The sequence below is a fragment of the Paractinoplanes rishiriensis genome, assembly GCF_016862375.1.
GTDB lineage: Bacteria > Actinomycetota > Actinomycetes > Mycobacteriales > Micromonosporaceae > Actinoplanes > Actinoplanes rishiriensis.
In genome coordinates this window covers 171,080-190,370 of record NZ_BOMV01000055.1, presented here as the reverse complement: position 1 = coordinate 190,370, position 19,291 = coordinate 171,080, and the positions used below count along the sequence as shown (strand labels likewise).

The window sequence follows — 19,291 nt, the reverse complement described above, 5'->3', positions numbered from 1 at the left end:
CAGCAACGGTGCCCGACGGTTGCGGTTCGGTTCGCCCGGCCGGAATCCTCAAGTCAGACGATGCTGAACCGGGCGGGCAGCTCGCCCCGGCCGGTCAGGGCCCGCAGCACCAGCTCGCCGTCGCCCACCGCGGCGGCGGTCCGGGCCGCCTGGCCGGCCACCTCGGCGATGGCGGCCGGGGCGAACTCGTGCGGCAGCCCGGCCGCGGCGGCCGTGTCCAGGCCGTGCACGATCAGCTCGAAGGTGCGGGTGGGCAGCCAGTCGCGCACCCGCATGCCGCCGACCGCGCTGGTCACGATGTCGTCGTCGCCGACCGCGGCCAGCGCCTGAGTGGCCCGGCCGGCCAGTTCCCGCAGCGCGTCGGCCGGATCGTCGCCCAGCCGCACGCCGGTCTGCCGGGCGTCCGCGGCGGACGCGGCCCGGTGCGCGGCGAGCACGTCGGCCGGCACCGTCCGGGCGAACGACCAGTACGCCTCGGCCGACCCCACCGCGATCTCGGCGGCCGGCGCGCCGAGCACCTCCGGCACCTGGCGCAGCGCCGAGCTCGCGGTGTGGCCCACGAGGTCGCGCAGCGTCCAGTCGCCCAGGCCCGGCCCGTCCCAGCGGCCGGCGGGCACGCGGGAGACCAGATCGACGTAGGCGACGGCGGCGGAGCGGAAATTCCGGCGAAAGTCCATGCCCGCCAGCCTGCCAGGCGGCGTGCGGTCAGGCCTCGCCCGGATCGCCTGCCCGACTGTGCGGCCGGTGGTCAGGCGTGCGGCCGGCGGTCAGGCCTCGCCCGGATCGGCGGCCCGGTGCCGGCCCCGGTCCACCGGCCGGTCGGCGAGATAGGCCGGCTGCCGCAGGCGGCTGACGGGCTCGCCGTGCCGCGGATAAACCTCCTCGACGCGCGGCTCGGCGTGCGACTGCCCCGCCCAGGCAGCCGGTTCCCGCAGCCCGGGCCAGCCCCCGGCTGGGGTCGCCGGGACCGGTGGCTGCTCCTCGGCCCGGTGACGGTGCCGCGCCGGCGTCTCCTCGTGCGGGTGCCGCGTCTCCTCGTGCGGGTGCCGCTTCTCCTCGTGCGGGTGCAGGCCGGACGGCCTCGGCTGATACACGCTCGCCGCCATCCCGCGGGCCCCGGTCAGCCCGGACGGCATCGGCGGGCGCGACCCCGGCGTGGGAACGACGGAAGCGTCCGGCGCGGCGAGGCGGACCTCCGGCAGCCCGGCCGGCCGCGGCCCGAACCGGGTCCGCTCCGCCGGGTGCGCCGAGCCGGCGATCGGGGGCGGCGGCGCCGGGAACGGCGTCCGGGGGGTGGCGGGCTGTTCCGCGTACGGCTGTGGTTTGCGGGCGGCGGCGAGACGCCGGGCCCGCGCCTGGCCGGTCCGCATGCGAAACACCAGCAGCGCCAGCGCCACTAGGCTGGCGGCACCGATCAGAGCGACTGAGAGTTGCAGCACACCATCCGACATGAGGCCAAGTGTGGGTCAGCTCGGGTGCAAAACGGGAGCAAATCCCGCCTTTCCCGATTAATCGGCCGATCGACGGGGAACGGAGTAGCCCATGAGCCACGACCTCACGCGATTCGTCGAGGCCCAGGACGGTACGTACGAGCGCGCCCTCGCCGAAATCGTCGCGGGCGCCAAGCGTTCGCACTGGATGTGGTTCATCTTCCCGCAGGTGGCCGGCCTGGGCTCGAGCCACACGGCGCAGCACTACGCGATCTCCGGGCTGGCCGAGGCCCGCGCGTACCTGGCCCATCCGGTCCTCGGCCCCCGGCTGCGCGAGTCGGCCGCGGCCCTGCTGGCGCACGACAAGAGCGCGGCCGACATCTTCGGCTTCCCGGACGACCTGAAGCTGCGCTCCTCGATGACGCTGTTCGACCGGGCCGGCGGCGGCGACGTGTTCGGCCGGGTGCTCGCGCACTTCTACGACGGCCCGGACCAGCGGACCCTCGACCTGCTGGCGATTCAGTAACGAACCGGACAAAAGCCCTATAGGGTGTCCTTTGTTATGGACATCCCCCGCATGGGCCTGCCCGATCGGCTCGCCACCCGGCTGAGCATGGCGGAGCAGCACGAGATCCTGTCCCGCCGGACCGGGCTGCGCCGCCGCTCCCTGCTCGCGGCCGGTGCCGCCGCGGCGGGTGTGACGCTGGCCGGCGACCAGGCCCGGGCCACGCCGGCGGTCCTGCGCCGCCGCGCGAAGCTGCCCGGCAAGCTGGTCGTCCCGTTCGGCCGGCACCTGGCGTGGGGCTCGAACCCGCGTACCCAGATGCGGATCGCCTGGCAGGTGCCGCACCGGGTGGACAAGCCGTTCGTGCGGGTCGGCGACTCGCCGTGGAACCTGGGCCAGCGGGTCGGCGCCGACGTCCGGGTGCTGCACTCCGAACTGGCCGGCAAGATCGCCCCGCTGGACCAGTACTACGTGCACGCCGCGGTCGACGACCTGGAGCCCGGCCGCACCTACTACTACGCGGTCGGCCACGACGGCTTCGACCCGTCCGACCTGGCCAGCTTCGGCCGGGTGGACGCGTTCAGCACCGCGCCCAGCCGCCGCCGGGTGGCCGCGCCGTTCACCTTCACCGCGTTCGGCGACCAGGGCGTCAGTTACCAGGCGCTGCGCAACGACGGGCAGGTGGCCGCCCAGAACCCGGCGTTCCACCTGCACGCCGGCGACCTCTGCTACGCCGACTCCAGCGGCCAGGGCAAGATCACCGACCTGTACGACCCGCGCACCTGGGACCAGTTCCTGGCGCAGACCGAGCCGGTCGCCGCCTCGGTGCCGTGGATGGCCACCGTCGGCAACCACGACATGGAAGCGCTCTACTCGCACCACGGCTACGGCGGCCAGCTGGCCCGCTGGGACTTCCCGGACAACGGGCCGGCCAAGTCGGTGGGCGTCTACAGCTTCATCTACGGCAACGTGGGCGTGGTCGCGCTCGACTCGAACGACGTGTCCTTCGAGGTGTCGAACAACCGCGGGTACACCGGGGGAGCACAGACCCGCTGGCTGGACGAGCGGCTCAAGTTCCTGCGCGGCCAGCCGGACATCGACTTCATCGTGGTGTTCGGCCACCACTGCGCGTACTCGACCACGGTCAACCACGCCTCCGAGGGCGGCGTGCGCAGCCTGTGGGTGCCGCTGTTCGACAAGTACCGGGTGGACCTGGTGATCAACGGCCACAACCACATCTACGAACGCGCCGACACGATCCGCGCGGGCAAGCCGCGCAAGACCCCGGTGGGTGACACGGTGCGGCCGGAGAACGACGGGACCACGTACGTGACGGCCGGTGCCGCCGGCGCCGGGCTCTACGACTTCGCGGTTCCCGACTCGTATGCCGGAAAGGAACGCGACGCCGGCGAGATCGACTCCTTCGTGTGGGCCGACGGCCGGGAGAAGGTGGACGAGAAGGTGACCTGGTCGCGGGTCCGCTACACCGGCTTCTCATTTGTGGCGGTGGACGTCGACCCGGCCGACGAGGGGCAGACCACCACCATGACGGTGCGCGCGCTCACCCCGTCCGGCCGCGAGATCGACCGGGTCGTGATCGCCCGCAAGGCCGGTGGCGACGCCCGTCACCACCTCAGCGACGACGTAGCCTGACCCGGTCCGGTGGAGACGCCACCGAAGGCCGGAGGGCGGTGTCCCGATAGCGAAGATCTTCGAGTCCGCCGACGTCGCCGCCACCGAGGAGATGCTCAGCCGGCTGTACGGGCGCACCCGCCTCACCGTGACCGGTACCGGCCACTACGCGCGCATCGACCGGCACCTGCTGGGCCGCACCGAGCTGCACCGGGTCCGGTTCTCGATGCGGTTCGAGGCGGACGGCGCCCCGCTGGGCACGCTGGGGATCGGCCGCGTGCTGAGCGGCGCCACCACCTGCCGGACCGTCCGCCGGGTGGACGACTATGTCCCCGGCGACCTCTACCTGGTCGCGCAGCCGGATGAGGGCTACGAGTCGGTGGTGGACGCGGCCGACCTGGTGGCCGCCGTCATCGACCCGGCGCTGGTGACCGCGGCGGCCGGCGAGCCGGTCCGGTTCACCGCCTACCGGCCGGTGTCGCAGCGCGCGGCCCGGTTCTGGAACAGCATCTACGACTACGCCCGGGAGTCGGCCGCGGCCGCCGCCGAGCACCCGGTGCTGGCCGCGACCGTGGACCGCCTGCTGGCCGCGACCGCGCTGGCCACGTTCCCGAACACCGCGGTGCCGGAGCCGACCTTCGAGGACCGGCGCGACGCGCACCCGGCGGCCCTGCGCCGCGCGATCTCCTTCATCGACGAGAACGCGCACCGCGACATCGGCCCCGACGACATCGCCGCGGCTGCCCGCATCTCGGTCCGCGCCGTCCGGATGGCCTTCCGCCGCTACCTCGACATCACCCCCACGGCCTACCTGCGCCGGGTCCGCCTCGACCACGCCCACCACGACCTGCTGACCGCGTCCCCGGCGACCGCCACGGTCGCGGCGATCGCGGCCCGCTGGGGCTTCGCCGACGAGAGCCGGTTCGCGGCCCGCTACCGGCTCGCGTACGGCCGCACCCCGGCCGACACCCTGCGTGCCTAGAAGCTAGTGACTAGAAGAGGGTGAGCGGCTCGAGCCCGGCCAGCGCCGGCAGGTCCGGCACCCGGGTCCGTACCTGCTCGTGGAACCGCCGGGCCAGCGCCGGCGCGTCCGCGTTGTCCGGGGTGTGCAGGAAGACCGTCGGCGAGCGCCCCTCGGCCAGCCAGCCCGCCACGATGTCCACCCAGCCCTGCCAGCCGGCCACCGTGGCGGCCGGGTCGTCGCGGCCCAGGTAGCGCACGATCGGGTGATTGGTGAGTGCCTCGGTGCGTAGTGGCATCCGCGGTTTTTTGGCCCAGGCGTCCCGCTCGGCGTCGCTGCCCGGCGGCGAGCGGAAGAACGCGGTGGTGTCGAACGGCACCCACTCGGCGTCCGCGGCGGTCAGCACCGCGGACAGGTGCCGGGGGTCGCGGAAGAACGCCGGGTGACGCACCTCCACGGCGTACCGGAATCCGGTGGGCAGCCGGCGCAGGAACGCCTCGAGCTCGCCGACGTCGCCCGGTCCGAAGGAACCGGGCAGCTGGATCCAGAACGCGTGCGCGCGCTCGCCGAGCGGCTCCATGGCGTGGAAGAACGGCGTGGTGTCGGCGGTCAGCCGGGTCTCGTGGGTGACCGCCCGCGGCAGCTTGAGCACGAACCGGAAGTCCGGCGGCGTCTGCTGCGCCCACGAGGTGACCGTGCCGCGGCTCGGGGTGGCATAGAACGTGGTGTTGCCCTCCACCGCGTTGCACCAGGCCGCGTAGGCGCGCAGTTTGGGGCTGCCGGCGAATCGCCACGCCGGGTGGGTCCACATCGCGCATCCCACGTGCAGCCGCATGTCCCGGAACGCTACCGGAGCGCCGAAGGTGAACAATCGGTGAACAGCACGCGGCGACGAGGCGGGTGTGCCGATAAGACGAATATGGGACTGGGACATTGGTCGCGTAACCGCAGCGTGGCGACGAAAGTGATGACTGTGGCCGGAGTGGCCGTGCTGGCCAGTGTTGTCACCGGCATGCTGAGCCTGGCCGGCATCGCCGCGCTCCAGGACACCCGGGCCAGCGAGATCCAGCACTCCGTCCCGTACATCACCAGCCTCAACAGCGCCGCCAACACCGCCAAGGCCGCCGCCAACGACGAGCGCGGTTACCTGATCGCCGGCGAGGTCAAGTTCCGGGACGAGGCGCTGGGCCGCCAGGACGACGTGAACGCCCTGCTGGCCACCGCCCGTGCCCTCGGCGCCCCGGCCGATCAGGCGCACATCGACGTGATCCGGGCCGCTACCGACGCCTGGTTCGCCGCGCTCCGCATCGAGTTCGCGCGATACCCGGACGACCGGCCGGGCGCTGTCGAGGCCGCCATGGGCGCGAACCGCGATCTGCGCAAGACCTACGAGACTCTGCTGGCCGACGAGATCAAGCGGGCCGAGGAGGCGCTGCTCGCCGGCCGGGAGTTCGACGACACGGTCGACGGGACCAGGGCGGTCATCCTCGGCGTGTTCCTCACCGGCGTCGTGATCTCGGTGGTGCTGGCCCTGCTGGTGGCCCGGATGATCGTCGGTCCGCTCCGCCGGGTGTCCGGTGTGCTGGAGGCGGTCGCGGACGGTGACCTGACCCGGGACGCCGACGTCGACCAGCGTGACGAACTCGGGCAGATGGCCGCCAGCCTGCGCCGGGCCAAGGCCACGCTGCGGGCCACGATCGGCGAGCTGACCAGCCACTCCACCGAACTGGCCGGGGCCGCCGACTCGCTGACCGCGTCCGGCCGGCAGAGCTCGGCCAGCTCCGACGAGGGTGCGCGGCAGGCCGCCGCGGTCGCCGGCTCGGCCGCCACCATGTCCACCAACATCCAGACCGTGGCGGCGGGCGCCGAGCAGATGGGCGCGTCGATCCGCGAGATCAGCCAGAGCGCCACCCAGGCCGCCGCGGTCGCGTCCCGGGCGGTCGAGGTCACCGCCGCCACCACCGGGGTGATCGCGAAGCTCAGCGACTCGTCCGCGGAGATCGGCAACGTGGTCAAGGTGATCACCGCGATCGCCGAGCAGACCAACCTGCTGGCGCTCAACGCGACCATCGAGGCGGCCCGCGCGAGCGAGGCCGGCAAGGGATTCGCGGTGGTCGCCTCCGAGGTCAAGGACCTGGCGCAGGAGACCGCGAAGGCCACCGAGGACATCGGCCGCCGGGTAGCCGCGATCCAGTCCGACACCACCGGCGCGATCGCCGCGGTCGAGGAGATCAGCGAGATCATCGGCCGGATCAGCGACTTCCAGACCACGATCGCGTCGGCCGTCGAGGAACAGACCGTCACCACCCAGGAGATGAGCCGCAGCGTCGCCGAGGCCGCCGGCGCCGGCGGCGAGGTGGCCACCACGATCACCCAGGTCGCGTCGTCCGTTCAACACACCACGGTCGGCATCGGCGAGGCGACCCGGGCCGCCGATCGACTCTCGCAGATGTCCGGCGAGCTGCGCACCATCGTGAACAAATTCAAGGTCTAGAAGGTCCGGGTACGGGGGTGGGCCTACGATCGGCGGCGTGCCCACCACCCCGCAGACCCATGACGAAGCGCTGACCACCGCGGCCCGGCTGGCCGAGGCCCTCGAACCGGGTGCGGCCGAGCGTGACCGCAACGGTGCTGACGTCGTACCCACGCAGGCTCTTGACCTTTTGGACTCCTCCGGCCTGCTGGCGATCACCGTGCCGGCCGGTGACGGGGGTCCCGGCCTCGGGCCGCGCACGCTGGCCGAGGTGGCACGCCTGATCGCGGCCGCCGACCCGGCCATCGCGCAGGTGCCGCAGGCGCACTACCTGCTGGTCGACCTGCTGGCCGTGCACGGCACGCCCGACCTGCGCAAACGCCTGTTCGCCGAGGTGCTGGCCGGCCGCCGGATCGGCAACGCGCTGGCCGAGCGCGGCGGCAAGCACGCTCAGGACCTCCGGACCTGCCTGGACGCGGGCCGGCTCACCGGCGTCAAGTACTACACGACCGGCGCCCTGACCAGCGCCTGGATCGCGGTGAGCGCGGTCGCCGACGGCCGGGTGGTGCTGGCCTTCGTCCCGCGCGACGCGGACGGCGTGGCCGTCGACACCGACTGGGACGTGATGGGCCAGCGCGCCACGATCAGCGGCACGGCCACGTTCACCGACGTCCCGGTCGAGCTGTCCTTCGACTACACCGGCGTCTACGAGGTGCCGCAGCAGTTCGGCGCGCGGGCCCAGCTGGTGCACGCCGCCATCGAGGTGGGCATCGCGGGCGGCGCGCTGGCCGCGGCGCGCGACTATCTGCGCGCCAAGGCCCGCCCGTCCACCGAGGCGGTCCGCACCGGCTTCGGCAGCGCGGTCGAGGACCCGCACGTCATGTACCGCTACGGCCGCCTGGCCACCCGGGTCCGGGCCGCCGAGGCCCTGCTGGACGCGGCCGCCCGCACCCTGGAGGAGGTCGGCCTGGTGCCGGCCGGCGCCGAGGCGGCCGCCCGCGGTTCGCTGGCGGTGGCCGCGGCGAAGGCGTTCGGCAGCGAGGTGGCGGTCGAGGCGGGTTCGGAGTTGTTCGCCCTGTGCGGCACCAGCTCGACGGCCGCCAAATACGACCTGGACCGGTTCTGGCGCAACGCCCGCACCCACAGCGTCCACGACCCGGTCGACTGGAAATACCACCACCTGGCCAATTACGACCTGTCCGATATGCTCCCGCCGAACCACGGGCAGCTCTGATCGACCGGTCCCGGCCACGGGCCGCGCGATCTCCGTTGCCGCGGCACAATGGCTTATGACCGACTTCCGCATCACGCGCCGGCGGCTTCTCTTCACCGCCGGGTCAGGTGTTCTCGGGGTGACCGTCCTGAACTCGGTGGCGGCCTGCTCCACGTCCGGGGAATCCCCGTCCGCGACTCCCTCGCCCATCTCGCCGAGCAGTGCCGCCGCCCCGGCCGGCGACACCGGTGACTGGAAGCGCGTCAACCTTTCGTTCGTCTCCGCCTATCTGCTGGTCCGCGGCAGCGAGGTGGCCGTGGTCGACCTGGGCACCCCCGGCTCGGGCTCGTCGATCGAGGACGGTCTCAAGGCGGCCGGCCAGACCTGGTCGTCGGTGAAGCACGTGATCCTCACCCACCAGCACCAGGACCACGCCGGCGGCCTGGCCGACGTGGTCCCGCTGGCCACCGGCGCGACGATCTACGCCGGCGAGGCGGACGTGTCCGCGATCGGCTCGCCGAAGCCGCTCAAGGCCGTCAAGGACGGCGACGAGGTCTTCGGCCTGCAGATCGTCGGCACGCCGGGGCACACCCTGGGCCACGTGTGCGTGTTCGACCCGACCACCGGCACCCTCGTCTCCGGTGACGCGCTGCGCACCCAGAACGGGCTGGAAGGCTCCAATCCCCAGTTCACCGCCGACGGGGCGCAGGCGGCCGCGTCGGTCAAGAAGCTGGCCGGCCTGGACATCCGCACCATCCTGCCCGGCCACGGCGACCCATTGACCAGCGGTGCGAAGGAGGCGCTGCAGAAACTGGCCGCCTCGCTGTGACGGCCCGCGGGCCTGGCTGACCGCGGAACGTTACCCACGTTCCTGGTGATCCGGGCCCGGCTCGTTTGAATCTGGCGGGATCTCGGTGGCCTGCGACCAGAGGACCCGCCAGGTGGGCCCGTACCGGTAGCAGTCCATGTGCCAGCACGCGAGCGTCCCGCCCTGCTGGCCGCGCACCTGGATGTCGATGACCGACCGGTACCGCACCACCGCGAGTCCGCCGTCGACCCGGACGTCGATCTCGGAGTCCGGCTCGAACCGCCGGTAGTCGATCTCGCCGGACAGCACCCCGCCCAGATAGAACGCCCGCGACCACACCCCGCCGCCGGGATGCACCAGCACGAACTCCGGATCGTGCAGCGCCTCCAGCACGCTCTCGTCCGCGTCGACGAGCCCGCGCAGCCGCCGGCATTCCAACTCGCGCAAAATGCCCACTGTGACCGACATGCGCGGAGCGTACCGGCCCGCTGTCAGCCCGGCCATCCGGATCGCTTCCCGGAAGTCGGGCCGGCGTTAACGCAGCGAGCGGGCGAACCAGTGTCCCGGGCGGCCGCTCAGCGTGGTCTCGGCGCCGAGGGCGAAGCCGTTGCGCAGCAGCACAGTCCGCGAACCGGGATTGTCCATCGTGGCCGCCGCCCGCAGCCGGACCAGGCCGTATTCGTCGCGGGCCAGCAGGCACACCTGGCGGACCGCCTCGGTGGCCACGCCCCGGCCCGCGAAGTCGCGGCCGATGCGATAGCCCAGTTCCGCCTCGCCGTTCGCGATGAGGGTGACGTTGACCCGGCCGGCCACCGTGCCGTCGTCCGTCATCACGACGTGGAAGCGGTCGGTGCCGGCCCGCTGATAGTCCAGCAGGGCGGCGTGCCGGTCCGGGTAGGCGGCGAAGTAGTCGTCGCCGCGGTCGGGCACCGAGGCGGCGAAGTAGTCGCGGTTGACCGTCTCGAAGGCGAGGATCGCGTCCTCGTGCGCGGCGGTGAGCGGGACGAGACGCATGTCAGAACAGTGACAGCTGGCCGGGGATGGGGTCGCGGCGGGCCTTCAGGCCGCTGCGGAAGACCCACGGGCGCAGCTCCGGGGTCTGGTCGGCCTCGGCCGGTGGGGGAGTGCCGTCCACCAGCGCCCACAGCGACGGGCCCAGGTTGATGCCGCGGGCGCGCAGGGCCTGCCGGACCGTGGCATAGCTGAGCGGGAGCCGGGCCGCGGCCAGGCCGGGCAGGGCGAGGTCGTCGCGCATGCTCATCAGCCGGCGGTTGCGGGCGACGATTTCGCGGGCCGCGGGGTCGGCGAAGAAGCCGGCCGCGTGGTCGCCCACGGCGGCGCGCAGGGCGTCCGGGGCGGCCTGCCAGGCGGCCTCGACGGTGCCGAAGGTGGACAGCAGCTTGCGGGCCGTGGTGGCGCCGAACCGGCGGATGCCGGTGAGGTTGTCGGACGGGTCGCCGCGCAGGGCCGCGAAGTCGCGGTACTGGGTGGGCTGCACGCCGTAGAGGGCGGGCAGGCCGTCGGCGTCGATCAGGGTGGCCTCGTCGAAGCCGCCGTTGCGCACGCGCAGCACCGATGTGTCCGGTCCGATCAGGGCGAACGCGTCCCGGTCGCTGGTCATCAGCACCGACTGCCAGCCGTCGCGGCGAGCGGCGGCCGCGGCGCTGGCCAGCACGTCGTCGGCCTCGTAGGCGGGCGGGACCACGGTGCAGACGCCGGCCTCGGCCAGCATCGCCGGCGCGACCTCGAGCTGGGCGGTCAGGTCGGCGGGCTTGTCGGGGCGGTGTGCCTTGTATCCGGGGTACGAGGTGCGCCGGGCCGACGAGACCGGGCAGTCGAAGCCCACCAGCACCGCGTCGGGCCGGAGATGGGCGGCGGCGCGGGCCAGATAGCCGACGAGACCGCGCAGGGCCCAGATGGGCGAGCCGTCCGGTGCCAGGTGTCCCTCGGCGGCGCCCGCATGGTACGCACGGTGCAGGAGGCTGTTCCCGTCGAGAACCAACAGCACCGGCACGCGCATGAGCCTACTTGTGACCCGCCGGGACCATCACTCCCCTGATGGCCCCGGCGGGGGACTAGTCGCGCCGCAACGCTTGACGATGTTCACGTTCACAAGCAGAAAATTGCTGTGGGGTTACGGCGGCGTTTCATCGAATGTTAACGATCACAGCGCGGGTGTCAAGTGGGCTGCGCACCGAGTTTCAACGGACAAATCCGGCACCGATCATCGGCAACCATCAATACTTGCGGCTTCCCGGAAGTCAGGCCTGGTCCGGGCCCGGGCGGCCCACACTGTCCCGCTCGATGAGCGTCGGTGCGATGGTCCGCCGTGCCCCGGCGCCGGCCGACCCGGTGCCCGATTCGATCTGCGCCATCAGCAGGTCGAGGCTGGCCGTGGCGGCCGCCGCGAAGTCAGGCCGCACCGTGGTCAGCGGCGGCGTGAAGTACGCCGCTTCCGGCACGTCGTCGAAGCCCACGATGCTCACGTCGTCGGGCACCCGGCGGCCGTGCTCGTTCAGCGCCCGCAGCAGGCCCAGCGCGATGTGATCGTTCGCCGTGAAGACCGCGGTGACGTCCGGCAGGCGGGCCAGCAACTGGCCGTTGCGGTAGCCCGACGCGGCGCTCCAGTCGCCGGTCAGCAGCGGCGGGATCTCCAGGCCGGCCTCGGTCAGCGTGTCCTCCCAGCCGCGCACCCGGCCGGCCGCGTCGAACCAGTCGGACGGGCCCGAGATGTGCCACACTGTGCGGTGCCCCGCGTCCAGCAGGTGCCTGGTCGCGGCGCGGGCGCCGGCCACCTGGTCGACCGTCACCAGCGTGCTGGAGCGTTCCGGGTCACCGTCGATGGTCACCAGCGGGACGTCGGCGGGCAGCTGCTCGAGGGCTGGGCCGGCGCTGGCCACCGGCGCGATCACCACGAGGCCGGCCACCCGCTGGTCCAGGTGGCGCTCGACGGCGTCGGCGATCGAGCGCTCGTCCAGGCTGCGGACGCTGCCCACGTTCACCGCGAAGCCGGTCTCCTGGGCGGCCTCCTCGAACGCGGTCAGCATCGACGCGGGACCGTACAGCGACGAGTTCTGCGCCACCACGCCGATCACCTGGGAGGTGCCGGTCACCAGGGCCCGCGCCGCCCGGTCGGGCCGGTAGCCCAGCTCGGCGATCGCCGCCCGGACCTTGAGCCGGGTCTGCTCGCTCACATTCTTGTGCTCGTTGAGCACACGCGAGACGGTCTGATGTGACACCCCCGCGAGCCGGGCGACGTCCATCATGCCCGGCGGCCGTCCGCGCTTCACGCTCACCCGCACCCCGCATCCTGTTGCGGGCAGGATAGCGCTTCATCGCAGTCCACCTGCGAGGAGCTGATATGCGGCGTTCCACCGGAGCTCCCGGCGGATCGACGACGGGGTGCTCGCGGCATCGATCAGCACCAGTTCGGTGCGGGTCAGTTCGGCGAACTGCTCGACCGTCGAAGCGTCCAGTGCCGTGCTCAGCACGGTGTGATGCGGACCGCCCGCCATCAGCCAGCACTCGGCCGACGTAGGCAGGTCGGGAGCCGGTTCCCACACGGCCGAGGCCACCGGCAGCGCGGTCAGCCCGGCGTCCGGCTGTATTACGTTCACCACGTTGCCCACCAGCCGGAACCGGTCGCCCATGTCACATATGCCGACCACCACACCCGGACCGGACGCCGCCGAGAACTTCAGCCGGACCGGGTCCTCGCGCCCGCCGATCCCGAGCGGGTGTATTTCCAGGGTGGGCGTGTCGCCGGCGATTGACGGGCAGACCTCGAGCATGTGCGCGCCCAGGATCCGCTGCGGGCCCGGGCCCAGGTGGTAGGTGTAGTCCTCCATGAAGGAGGTGCCGCCGGGCAGCCCGTGGCTCGCGGCCTTGAGCGTGGCCAGCAGCATCGACGTCTTCCAGTCGCCCTCGCCGCCGAACCCGTACCCGTCGGCCATCAGCCGCTGCACCGCGAGGCCGGGCAGCTGCCGGAGCCCGCCCAGGTCCTCGAAGTTGGTGGTGAACGCGCCGAACCCGCCGTCGCCGAGGAACTGCCGCAGCCCGGCCTCGATCCGGGCGCCGTAACGCAGGTCGTCCCGCCGGTCGCCGCCCGCCTGCAGCGCCGGCGCCACCGCGTAGAGCTCGTCGTACTCGGCCACCAGGTCGTCGATGGCCGGCTCGGGCACCGCGTCGACAACCTTGACAAGATCATTGACGCCGTACGTGTTGACCGACACCCCGAAGTGCCGTTCCGCCTCGACCTTGTCGCCCTCGGTGACCGCGACGTCGCGCATGTTGTCGCCGAACCGGGCCAGCCGCAACGACCGCATGGTCGCCACCGCGATGGCGGCCCGCGCCCAGGACCCGATCCGCTCGGCGGTGCGCGGCTCGGACGCGTGCCCGGCCACCGTGGTGCGGGCCACCCCGAGCCTGGTCTGCACGTACCCGAACTCGCGGTCGCCGTGCGCGGCCTGGTTCAGGTTCATGAAGTCCATGTCGATGGTGCCCCAGGGCAGCGACCGGTGTGCCTGGGTGTGCAGGTGCAACAGCGGTTTCTGCAGCGTCTCCAGCCCGCTGATCCACATCTTGGCCGGCGAGAACGTGTGCATCCAGGCGATCACCCCGATGCAGTGGTCGTCGGCGTTCGCGGCCACCATGACGGCCTTGATACCGGCGGCGTCGGTGAGCACCGGCCGCCACACCACCCGGACCGGGATGTCCGCGGCGCCGTCCAGTTGCGCGACCACCTGCTGCGACTGCGCGGCGACCTGCGCCAGCGTGTCCTCGCCGTAGAGACCCTGGCTGCCGGTCAGGAACCAGATCTCCCGGCCGTGGAACGGGTTCATGGTCAGCCCGCCTCCGGTCTCCGCGGTTTACTTTCTGTATTCCGCAGCGGGTCGGCACTGTTGCCGTAGTACGCGTCGGGGCCGTGCTTGCGGCTGTAGTGCCGCCGGATCAGGTGCTCGGGCGGCGACGCGGCCGGATTCAGCGCCAGCGTGTGCAGGGCGATCTGGGCGACCGCCTCGCAGACGATCGCCGCCTCCAGCGACCTGGTGGCGTTCTTGCCCCAGGTGAACGGCCCGTGCCCGGCGGTCAGCACGGCCGGCACCCCGTCGGCGTCACCGTCGAGCGTGTCCAGGATGGCCAGTCCGGTGTTGCGCTCGTAGTCGCGTTCGCACTCCTGGGGGGTGAGATCGCGGGTGACCCGGATCGGTCCGTCGAAGTTGTCGGCGTGGGTGGTGCCCAGCACCGGGATCTCCCGCCCGGCCTGTGCGAACGCGACCGCGTACGTGGAATGGGTGTGTGTGATCCCACCGATGGAGGGAAACGCCTGGTAGAGCAGCCGATGGGTTTCGCTGTCGACGGACGGCTTGAGGGTGCCGCCGACCACCTTGCCGCTCTCGATCTCGACGGTGACCAGCGACTCCACGGTGAGCTGGTCATAGGGCACCCCGGACGGCTTGATCACGTAGACCCCGGCGCCGCGGTCGACGCCGCTGACGTTGCCCCAGGTCAGGGTCGCCAGCCCGGCTGACGCGATGCGCTTGTTGGCCTCCAGGACCTCGGTCATCAGGTCTCTCACGCGAGGGCCTCTCTACGGATCTTGCGCAGCCGGCGCATCACGTCGTTGCCGTGCCGGCCCAGGTAGTCGACCAGGGTCACGTACTCGGCGTAGAGCGCGTCGTAGCGGTCGGCGTCGCTCTCGTTCGGCTGCCAGGCGTCGCGGACCACCCGGCCCATCGACGCGGCCGCGGCCCGGATGTCCGGGTAGGCGCCGGCGGCCACCGCCGCATGCAGCGCCGAGCCGAGCGCGGGCCCCTGGTCGGAGTCGAGCAGCGAGATCGGCATCCGGGTGACGTCCGCGTAGATCTGCATGACCAGCGGGTTTTTCTGCAGGCCGCCGGTGACGATCAGCTCGTTGACCGGAACGCCCGCATTGCGGAACGTTTCAATGATCAACCGGGTGCCGTACGCGGTGGACTCCACCAGGGCCCGGTAGCCGTCCTCCGGCTTGGTCGCCAGGGTCTGCCCCAGGATCACGCCGGACAGCTCGTGGTCGACCAGCGGCGACCGGTTGCCGGAGTGCCAGTCCAGCGCCAGCAGGCCGTGCCCGCCGACCGGCTGCTTCGCGGCCAGTTCGCTGAGCAGCTCGTGCACCGAGATGCCGCGCTCCTCGGCCTGCGCCGCGTAGGAGGCCGGCACGCAGTTGTCCACGAACCAGCCGAAGATGTCGCCGACGCCGGACTGCCCGGCCTCGTAGCCCCACAGGCCCGGCACGATGCCGCCGTCGACCACGCCGCACATGCCCGGCACCTCGCGCAGCACGTCGCCGCTCATCACGTGGCATGTCGAGGTGCCCATGATGGCCACCAGCCGGCCCGGCTCGACCGCCTGCGCGGCCGGCGCCGACACGTGCGCGTCGACGTTGCCGACCGCCACCACGACGTCGGTGGACAGCCCCATCCACTCGGCCGCCTGCGCGGTGAGGGTGCCCGCGGACTGGCCCAGCTCGCCGATCGGCGCGTCCAGCCGGGTGGCCGGGAAGTCAGTGAACTCCGGGTTGAGCTCGGCCAGGTAGCTCTCCGACGGGTACCTGCCGTCGACGTACTGTCCCTTGTAGCCGGCCGTACAGGCGTTGCGCAGGTAGGTGCCGGTCATCTGCCAGACGATCCAGTCGGCCGCCTCCACCCAGTAGCGGGTGGCCGCCCAGATCTCCGGGTCCTCCTCGAGCACCTGGAGCGCCTTGGCGAACTCCCACTCCGAGCTGATCAGGCCGCCGTACCGGCGCAGCCAGGCCTCGCCGCGCTTCGCGGCGACCTCGGTGATGCGGTCCGCCTGCGGCTGGGCGGCGTGGTGCTTCCAGAGTTTGATGTACGCGTGCGGCCGGTCGGCGAATTCCGGGAGCTCGCAGAGCGGGGTGCCGTCCGGGGTGGTGGGCAGGACGGTGCACGCGGTGAAGTCGGTGGCCAGGCCGATCACGTCGGCGGGGTCGGCGCCGGCCGCGCGCAGCGCCTCGGGCACCGCGTTCTTGAGCACGTCGACGTAGTCGGAGGGCACCTGCAGTGCCCAGTCCGGCGGGAGCGGCTGCCCGGGCCGGCCCGGCAGGTGCCGGTCGACCACGCCGTGCGCGTACGCGTGCACGGCCGACCCGAGCTCGGCGCCGTCGCTGACCCGGACCACCACGGCCCGTCCGGACAGGGTCCCGAAGTCGATGCCCACCACCAGGGCGCGGGCGTGGTCGGTCATGAGTCTTTCTCCTGCCTGTCGGGTGCGGGGTCGGCCGCCGGGGGAGCGGCGACGGTGTCACGGGGGATGAGGACCGGCTCGACCAGGGCCGACTCGGCCGAGGTGACGCCGGTGTCCAGCTGGTCCAGCAGCAGGCGCAGGGCCTGCCGGCCGATCTCGGCGAACTCCTGCCGGATCGTGGTGAGCGCCGGGTGGAAGTACCCGGCCTCGGGCACGTCGTCGAAGCCGATCAGGCTCACGTCGCCGGGGATGCTGCGGCCCTGCTCGGCCATCGCGCGCATGATGCCGAGCGCGACGTGGTCGTTCGCCGCGAAGATCGCGGTGCAGTCCGGGATCCGGGCCAGCATCCGGCCGCATTGGTAGCCCGATGCCGCGGACCAGCCCGCCCGCGGCATCGGCGGCGCTACCGCGCCGTACTCGGCCAGCGCTGCGCGCCAGCCGTCCTCGCGCGCCCGGCTGCCGTGCCACTGCTCGGGGCCGGCCACGTGCCAGACCGTGCGGTGGCCCTGTTCCAGCAGGTGCCGGGTGGCGAGGAGACCGCCGGAGTACTGATCGACCGACACGTTCGCGGTCTGCCACTCGGGCAGGCCGTCCACGGTCACGATCGGCACGCCGGACGGGACCAGTTGCATCGCCTCGGCGGCGGCGTCCACCGGCGCGATGAAGACCAGGCCGGCGGCGCCCTGCTGGACCAGCCGCTCGACGATCCGCCGGGAGGCGGCGGTCGCGTCGTACCCCGCCACGTGACCGACGGTGAGCGACAGGTCGGCGCCCAGCGCCGCCTCGCCGATCGCCTGCACCATGCTCGACGGCCCGTAGAGCGTCGTGTTCTGGGCCACCACGCCGACCACGTTGGACCGGCCGGTCGCCAGCACCCGGGCCGACAGGTTGCGCCGGTAGCCGAGCTCGGCGATGGCGGCCAGCACCCGGGTGCGGGTGGTCGCCGAGACGTGCGGATGGCCGTTGAGCACCCGGGAGACGGTCTGATGCGACACACCGGCCCGGGCGGCGACGTCGGACATCACCGGCCCGCGCTGCGGCGGCGGGAGGGCAGGGCTCATGTGCCGGCCGTTCGTGCCTTCATGTCGGTCGTCCTCCGCGGTCACCGTGCCGGGGCAAAATTGTGAACGCAAACATGCGCGGAGAGTGCACGATATGTCAAGGCCCCGATACCGCGCCGTTACCCGTTCGTGACATTTGTCCACGTTCGGGTTGACGTGGCAAAACCGCACCGCGACAGCATTTCGTATGGTGATCGCCGGTGTCCAGAGCGTATCGGGGACGTTTCCCGCACACTGCGCACCGAGGCGGCGTACCGGCAAGCGTTGTTAACGATCTCAGCCGTTTCGTATGCACGCAAGAGATCGTCGCTTGTCGTTGTATGTTGGCTCATGCGCGGGTTCGAGGAGTTGGTGGCCGAGGCAGCCGCCGTGCCGCTCACCGGTTGGGACTTCGGCTGGCAGTCCGGCCGGGCGGCGGGCTCCGAGCCGTCCTGGTCCTATCCCGGCATGGCCCGTGACCTGCTGCGCGACTGCTACGGCCGGCTGCGCGACCGCGGCGATCTGCTCGGCGTCGACACCGGTGGCCCGCTCGGCGTCGACACTGGCGGTCTGGTCGGTGTTGACACTGGCGGCCCGCTCGGCGTCGACACTGGCGGCCCGCTCGGCGTCGACACTGGCGGTCTGGTCGGTGTTGACACTGGCGGTCTGCTCGGTGTCGACACTGGCGGTCTGCTCGACGTCGACACCGGCGGCGGCGAGTTGCTGGCCTCGTTGGCCCCGCTGCCGGCCGGGACGACCGCCGTCGAGGGCTGGCGCCCCAACCTGGAGGTGGCCCGCGCCCGGCTGTCCCCGCTGGGCGCCGAGGTCGTCTTCGCACCCGACGCCACCCTGCCGATCGCGGACGAATCGGTCAGCGTCGTGCTCAACCGGCACGGCCGCCTCGACGCCGCGGAAACGGCCCGCGTCCTGCGCCCCGCCGGCTGGCTGCTCACCCAGCAGGTGGGCAGCGAGGACTGCGCCGCGGTCAACGAGTTGCTGGGCGCCCCCGACGCCTACCGCACCCCGTGGAACGCGGACGTGGCCGCCGAGGCACTGAAGGCGGCCGGCTTCACAGTGACCGACGTGCGGGAGGAGTGGCCGTGGTTCGCGTTCCGCGACATCGGCGCGCTGGTCTACCAGTTGCGCGCGGTGCCGTGGCAGGTGCCGGACTTCACCGTCACCCGCTACCACGAGGGCCTGCGGCGCATTGACGCGATAATCCGCCGCCGGGGCGAGTTCCGGGTCCTGGCCCACCGCTTCCTGATCCGCGCGCGCAAACCCCCGTCGAGGCCGTGACGCGAACCTTGCGCCCGTTGCCGCTGCCGCGAGATCGTCAGCGGATGGCAGAACGCAGGGTGCAGACGCTGGCCTACCAGGGCGCCGTGAACCGGGTGGTGCGAGCCCTGTTGCGAACACCCCTCCTGTCCCGCGCCGTGGGCCGCCACCTGATCACGGTCTACGCGGTGGGCCGCAAGTCCGGAAGGCGCTACCCGGTGCCCGTCGCCTACCTCGAACACGAGGGCGGCCTGCTGTTCGGCACCCCGTTCAGCTGGGCCCGGAACCTCCGCTCCGGCGAGCCGGTCGAGGTCCGCTACCGGGGCACCCGCCGGGTAGCCGACGTCCAGGTCTTCACCACCGAGCCGGAGGTGGTCGAGGCGTATGCCGTGATAGCCCGCAACAACCACAATTTCGCCGGCTTCAACAAAATAAGCATCGAGCCGGACGGCACCCCCAACCCCGACGACCTGCACGAGGCGTGGGTAGACGGTGCGCGAGCATTCCGCCTGACCCTCCGCTGACCGGGACACCGCACCAAAATGTGACACCGCCGCTGCCCAAACGCCTACAAAAGCGGCATATGCAATCGGCGAGAGCCCCCGATCTTGTGGGCCTGCTGTCCGCCAGCGACGCTAACTCTTCAGCATCACGCCGGGGCAGGCCGGTCCCGAGGTCCAGGCGCCGTCGCGTCGCGTCAACTCGGCCAACT

The 19,291-nt window shown here is 72.2% G+C and carries 19 protein-coding genes; 8 read left to right on the top strand and 11 right to left on the bottom strand.

The window, feature by feature from the left end:
* Positions 1-53 precede the first annotated feature (53 nt).
* Positions 54-677 carry a maleylpyruvate isomerase N-terminal domain-containing protein gene (locus tag Ari01nite_RS23605; protein ID WP_203784027.1) on the bottom strand — a complete coding sequence of 208 codons (624 nt, stop codon included), beginning with the start codon at positions 675-677 and terminating at the stop codon, positions 54-56.
* Positions 678-767: 90 nt separating this feature from the next.
* Complete coding sequence (locus Ari01nite_RS23600) at positions 768-1,451, bottom strand: hypothetical protein (protein ID WP_203784025.1); 684 nt, start codon at positions 1,449-1,451, stop codon at positions 768-770.
* A 91-nt stretch (positions 1,452-1,542) separates the two neighbouring features.
* On the opposite strand from Ari01nite_RS23600, the gene Ari01nite_RS23595 reads away from it, so the two are divergent.
* The 3 genes from Ari01nite_RS23595 to Ari01nite_RS23585 all read left to right on the top strand — a co-directional run bounded on the left by Ari01nite_RS23595 (position 1,543) and on the right by Ari01nite_RS23585 (position 4,549).
* Positions 1,543-1,956: a DUF1810 domain-containing protein gene (locus Ari01nite_RS23595; protein WP_203784023.1), complete on the top strand. Its 414-nt coding sequence runs from the start codon at positions 1,543-1,545 to the stop codon at positions 1,954-1,956.
* Positions 1,957-1,992: 36 nt separating this feature from the next.
* Entirely contained in the window at positions 1,993-3,588 is a 1,596-nt protein-coding gene (locus Ari01nite_RS23590) for a purple acid phosphatase family protein (RefSeq protein WP_239162953.1), read from the top strand.
* A gap of 91 nt (positions 3,589-3,679) precedes the next feature.
* The gene (locus Ari01nite_RS23585; RefSeq protein ID WP_203784022.1) at positions 3,680-4,549 is read left to right on the top strand and encodes an AraC family transcriptional regulator; all 870 of its coding nucleotides are present in this window, start codon (positions 3,680-3,682) and stop codon (positions 4,547-4,549) included.
* A 10-nt stretch (positions 4,550-4,559) separates the two neighbouring features.
* On the opposite strand, the gene Ari01nite_RS23580 is transcribed toward Ari01nite_RS23585, so the two are convergent.
* Entirely contained in the window at positions 4,560-5,363 is an 804-nt protein-coding gene (locus tag Ari01nite_RS23580; protein WP_203784021.1) for a DUF72 domain-containing protein, read from the bottom strand.
* Positions 5,364-5,501: 138 nt separating this feature from the next.
* Between Ari01nite_RS23580 and Ari01nite_RS23575 the strand changes: the two genes are divergently transcribed.
* From Ari01nite_RS23575 to Ari01nite_RS23565, 3 genes are all read left to right on the top strand, one after another.
* A complete protein-coding gene (locus tag Ari01nite_RS23575) occupies positions 5,502-7,022 on the top strand; it encodes a methyl-accepting chemotaxis protein (RefSeq protein WP_203784020.1) in 1,521 nt (506 codons plus the stop codon).
* Positions 7,023-7,059: 37 nt separating this feature from the next.
* Positions 7,060-8,235, top strand: coding sequence for an acyl-CoA dehydrogenase family protein (locus tag Ari01nite_RS23570; RefSeq protein WP_203784019.1), 1,176 nt, complete (start codon positions 7,060-7,062; stop codon positions 8,233-8,235).
* Positions 8,236-8,353: 118 nt separating this feature from the next.
* On the top strand, positions 8,354-9,043 hold the full coding sequence (locus Ari01nite_RS23565; protein ID WP_239162952.1) for an MBL fold metallo-hydrolase: 690 nt from the start codon (positions 8,354-8,356) through the stop codon (positions 9,041-9,043).
* Between the two features lie 30 nt (positions 9,044-9,073).
* Here the strand turns inward: Ari01nite_RS23565 and Ari01nite_RS23560 are convergent, their stop codons facing one another.
* The 8 genes from Ari01nite_RS23560 to Ari01nite_RS23525 all read right to left on the bottom strand — a co-directional run bounded on the left by Ari01nite_RS23560 (position 9,074) and on the right by Ari01nite_RS23525 (position 17,325).
* A complete protein-coding gene (locus tag Ari01nite_RS23560) occupies positions 9,074-9,490 on the bottom strand; it encodes a nuclear transport factor 2 family protein (protein WP_203784016.1) in 417 nt (138 codons plus the stop codon).
* A gap of 66 nt (positions 9,491-9,556) precedes the next feature.
* A complete protein-coding gene (locus Ari01nite_RS23555) occupies positions 9,557-10,036 on the bottom strand; it encodes a GNAT family N-acetyltransferase (protein WP_203784014.1) in 480 nt (159 codons plus the stop codon).
* A 1-nt stretch (position 10,037) separates the two neighbouring features.
* A complete protein-coding gene (locus tag Ari01nite_RS23550; RefSeq protein WP_203784011.1) occupies positions 10,038-11,042 on the bottom strand; it encodes a 5'-3' exonuclease in 1,005 nt (334 codons plus the stop codon).
* Between the two features lie 241 nt (positions 11,043-11,283).
* On the bottom strand, positions 11,284-12,288 hold the full coding sequence (locus tag Ari01nite_RS23545) for a LacI family DNA-binding transcriptional regulator (RefSeq protein ID WP_203784122.1): 1,005 nt from the start codon (positions 12,286-12,288) through the stop codon (positions 11,284-11,286).
* Positions 12,289-12,354: 66 nt separating this feature from the next.
* Complete coding sequence (gene araA, locus Ari01nite_RS23540; RefSeq protein WP_203784009.1) at positions 12,355-13,863, bottom strand: L-arabinose isomerase; 1,509 nt, start codon at positions 13,861-13,863, stop codon at positions 12,355-12,357.
* A 2-nt stretch (positions 13,864-13,865) separates the two neighbouring features.
* Positions 13,866-14,588, bottom strand: a complete 723-nt coding sequence (araD, locus tag Ari01nite_RS23535; RefSeq protein WP_239162951.1) for an L-ribulose-5-phosphate 4-epimerase AraD — start codon at positions 14,586-14,588, stop codon at positions 13,866-13,868.
* 8 nt (positions 14,589-14,596) lie between these two features.
* Positions 14,597-16,264: a ribulokinase gene (araB, locus tag Ari01nite_RS23530; RefSeq protein WP_203784003.1), complete on the bottom strand. Its 1,668-nt coding sequence runs from the start codon at positions 16,262-16,264 to the stop codon at positions 14,597-14,599.
* Positions 16,261-17,325, bottom strand: coding sequence for a LacI family DNA-binding transcriptional regulator (locus Ari01nite_RS23525; RefSeq protein WP_239162950.1), 1,065 nt, complete (start codon positions 17,323-17,325; stop codon positions 16,261-16,263). The genes araB and Ari01nite_RS23525 overlap by 4 nt, the downstream gene beginning before the upstream one ends.
* A gap of 330 nt (positions 17,326-17,655) precedes the next feature.
* Between Ari01nite_RS23525 and Ari01nite_RS23520 the strand changes: the two genes are divergently transcribed.
* On the top strand, positions 17,656-18,600 hold the full coding sequence (locus Ari01nite_RS23520) for a class I SAM-dependent methyltransferase (protein ID WP_203783999.1): 945 nt from the start codon (positions 17,656-17,658) through the stop codon (positions 18,598-18,600).
* A 44-nt stretch (positions 18,601-18,644) separates the two neighbouring features.
* On the top strand, positions 18,645-19,103 hold the full coding sequence (locus Ari01nite_RS23515; protein ID WP_239162949.1) for a PNPOx family protein: 459 nt from the start codon (positions 18,645-18,647) through the stop codon (positions 19,101-19,103).
* The last annotated feature ends 188 nt before the right edge of the window (positions 19,104-19,291 follow it).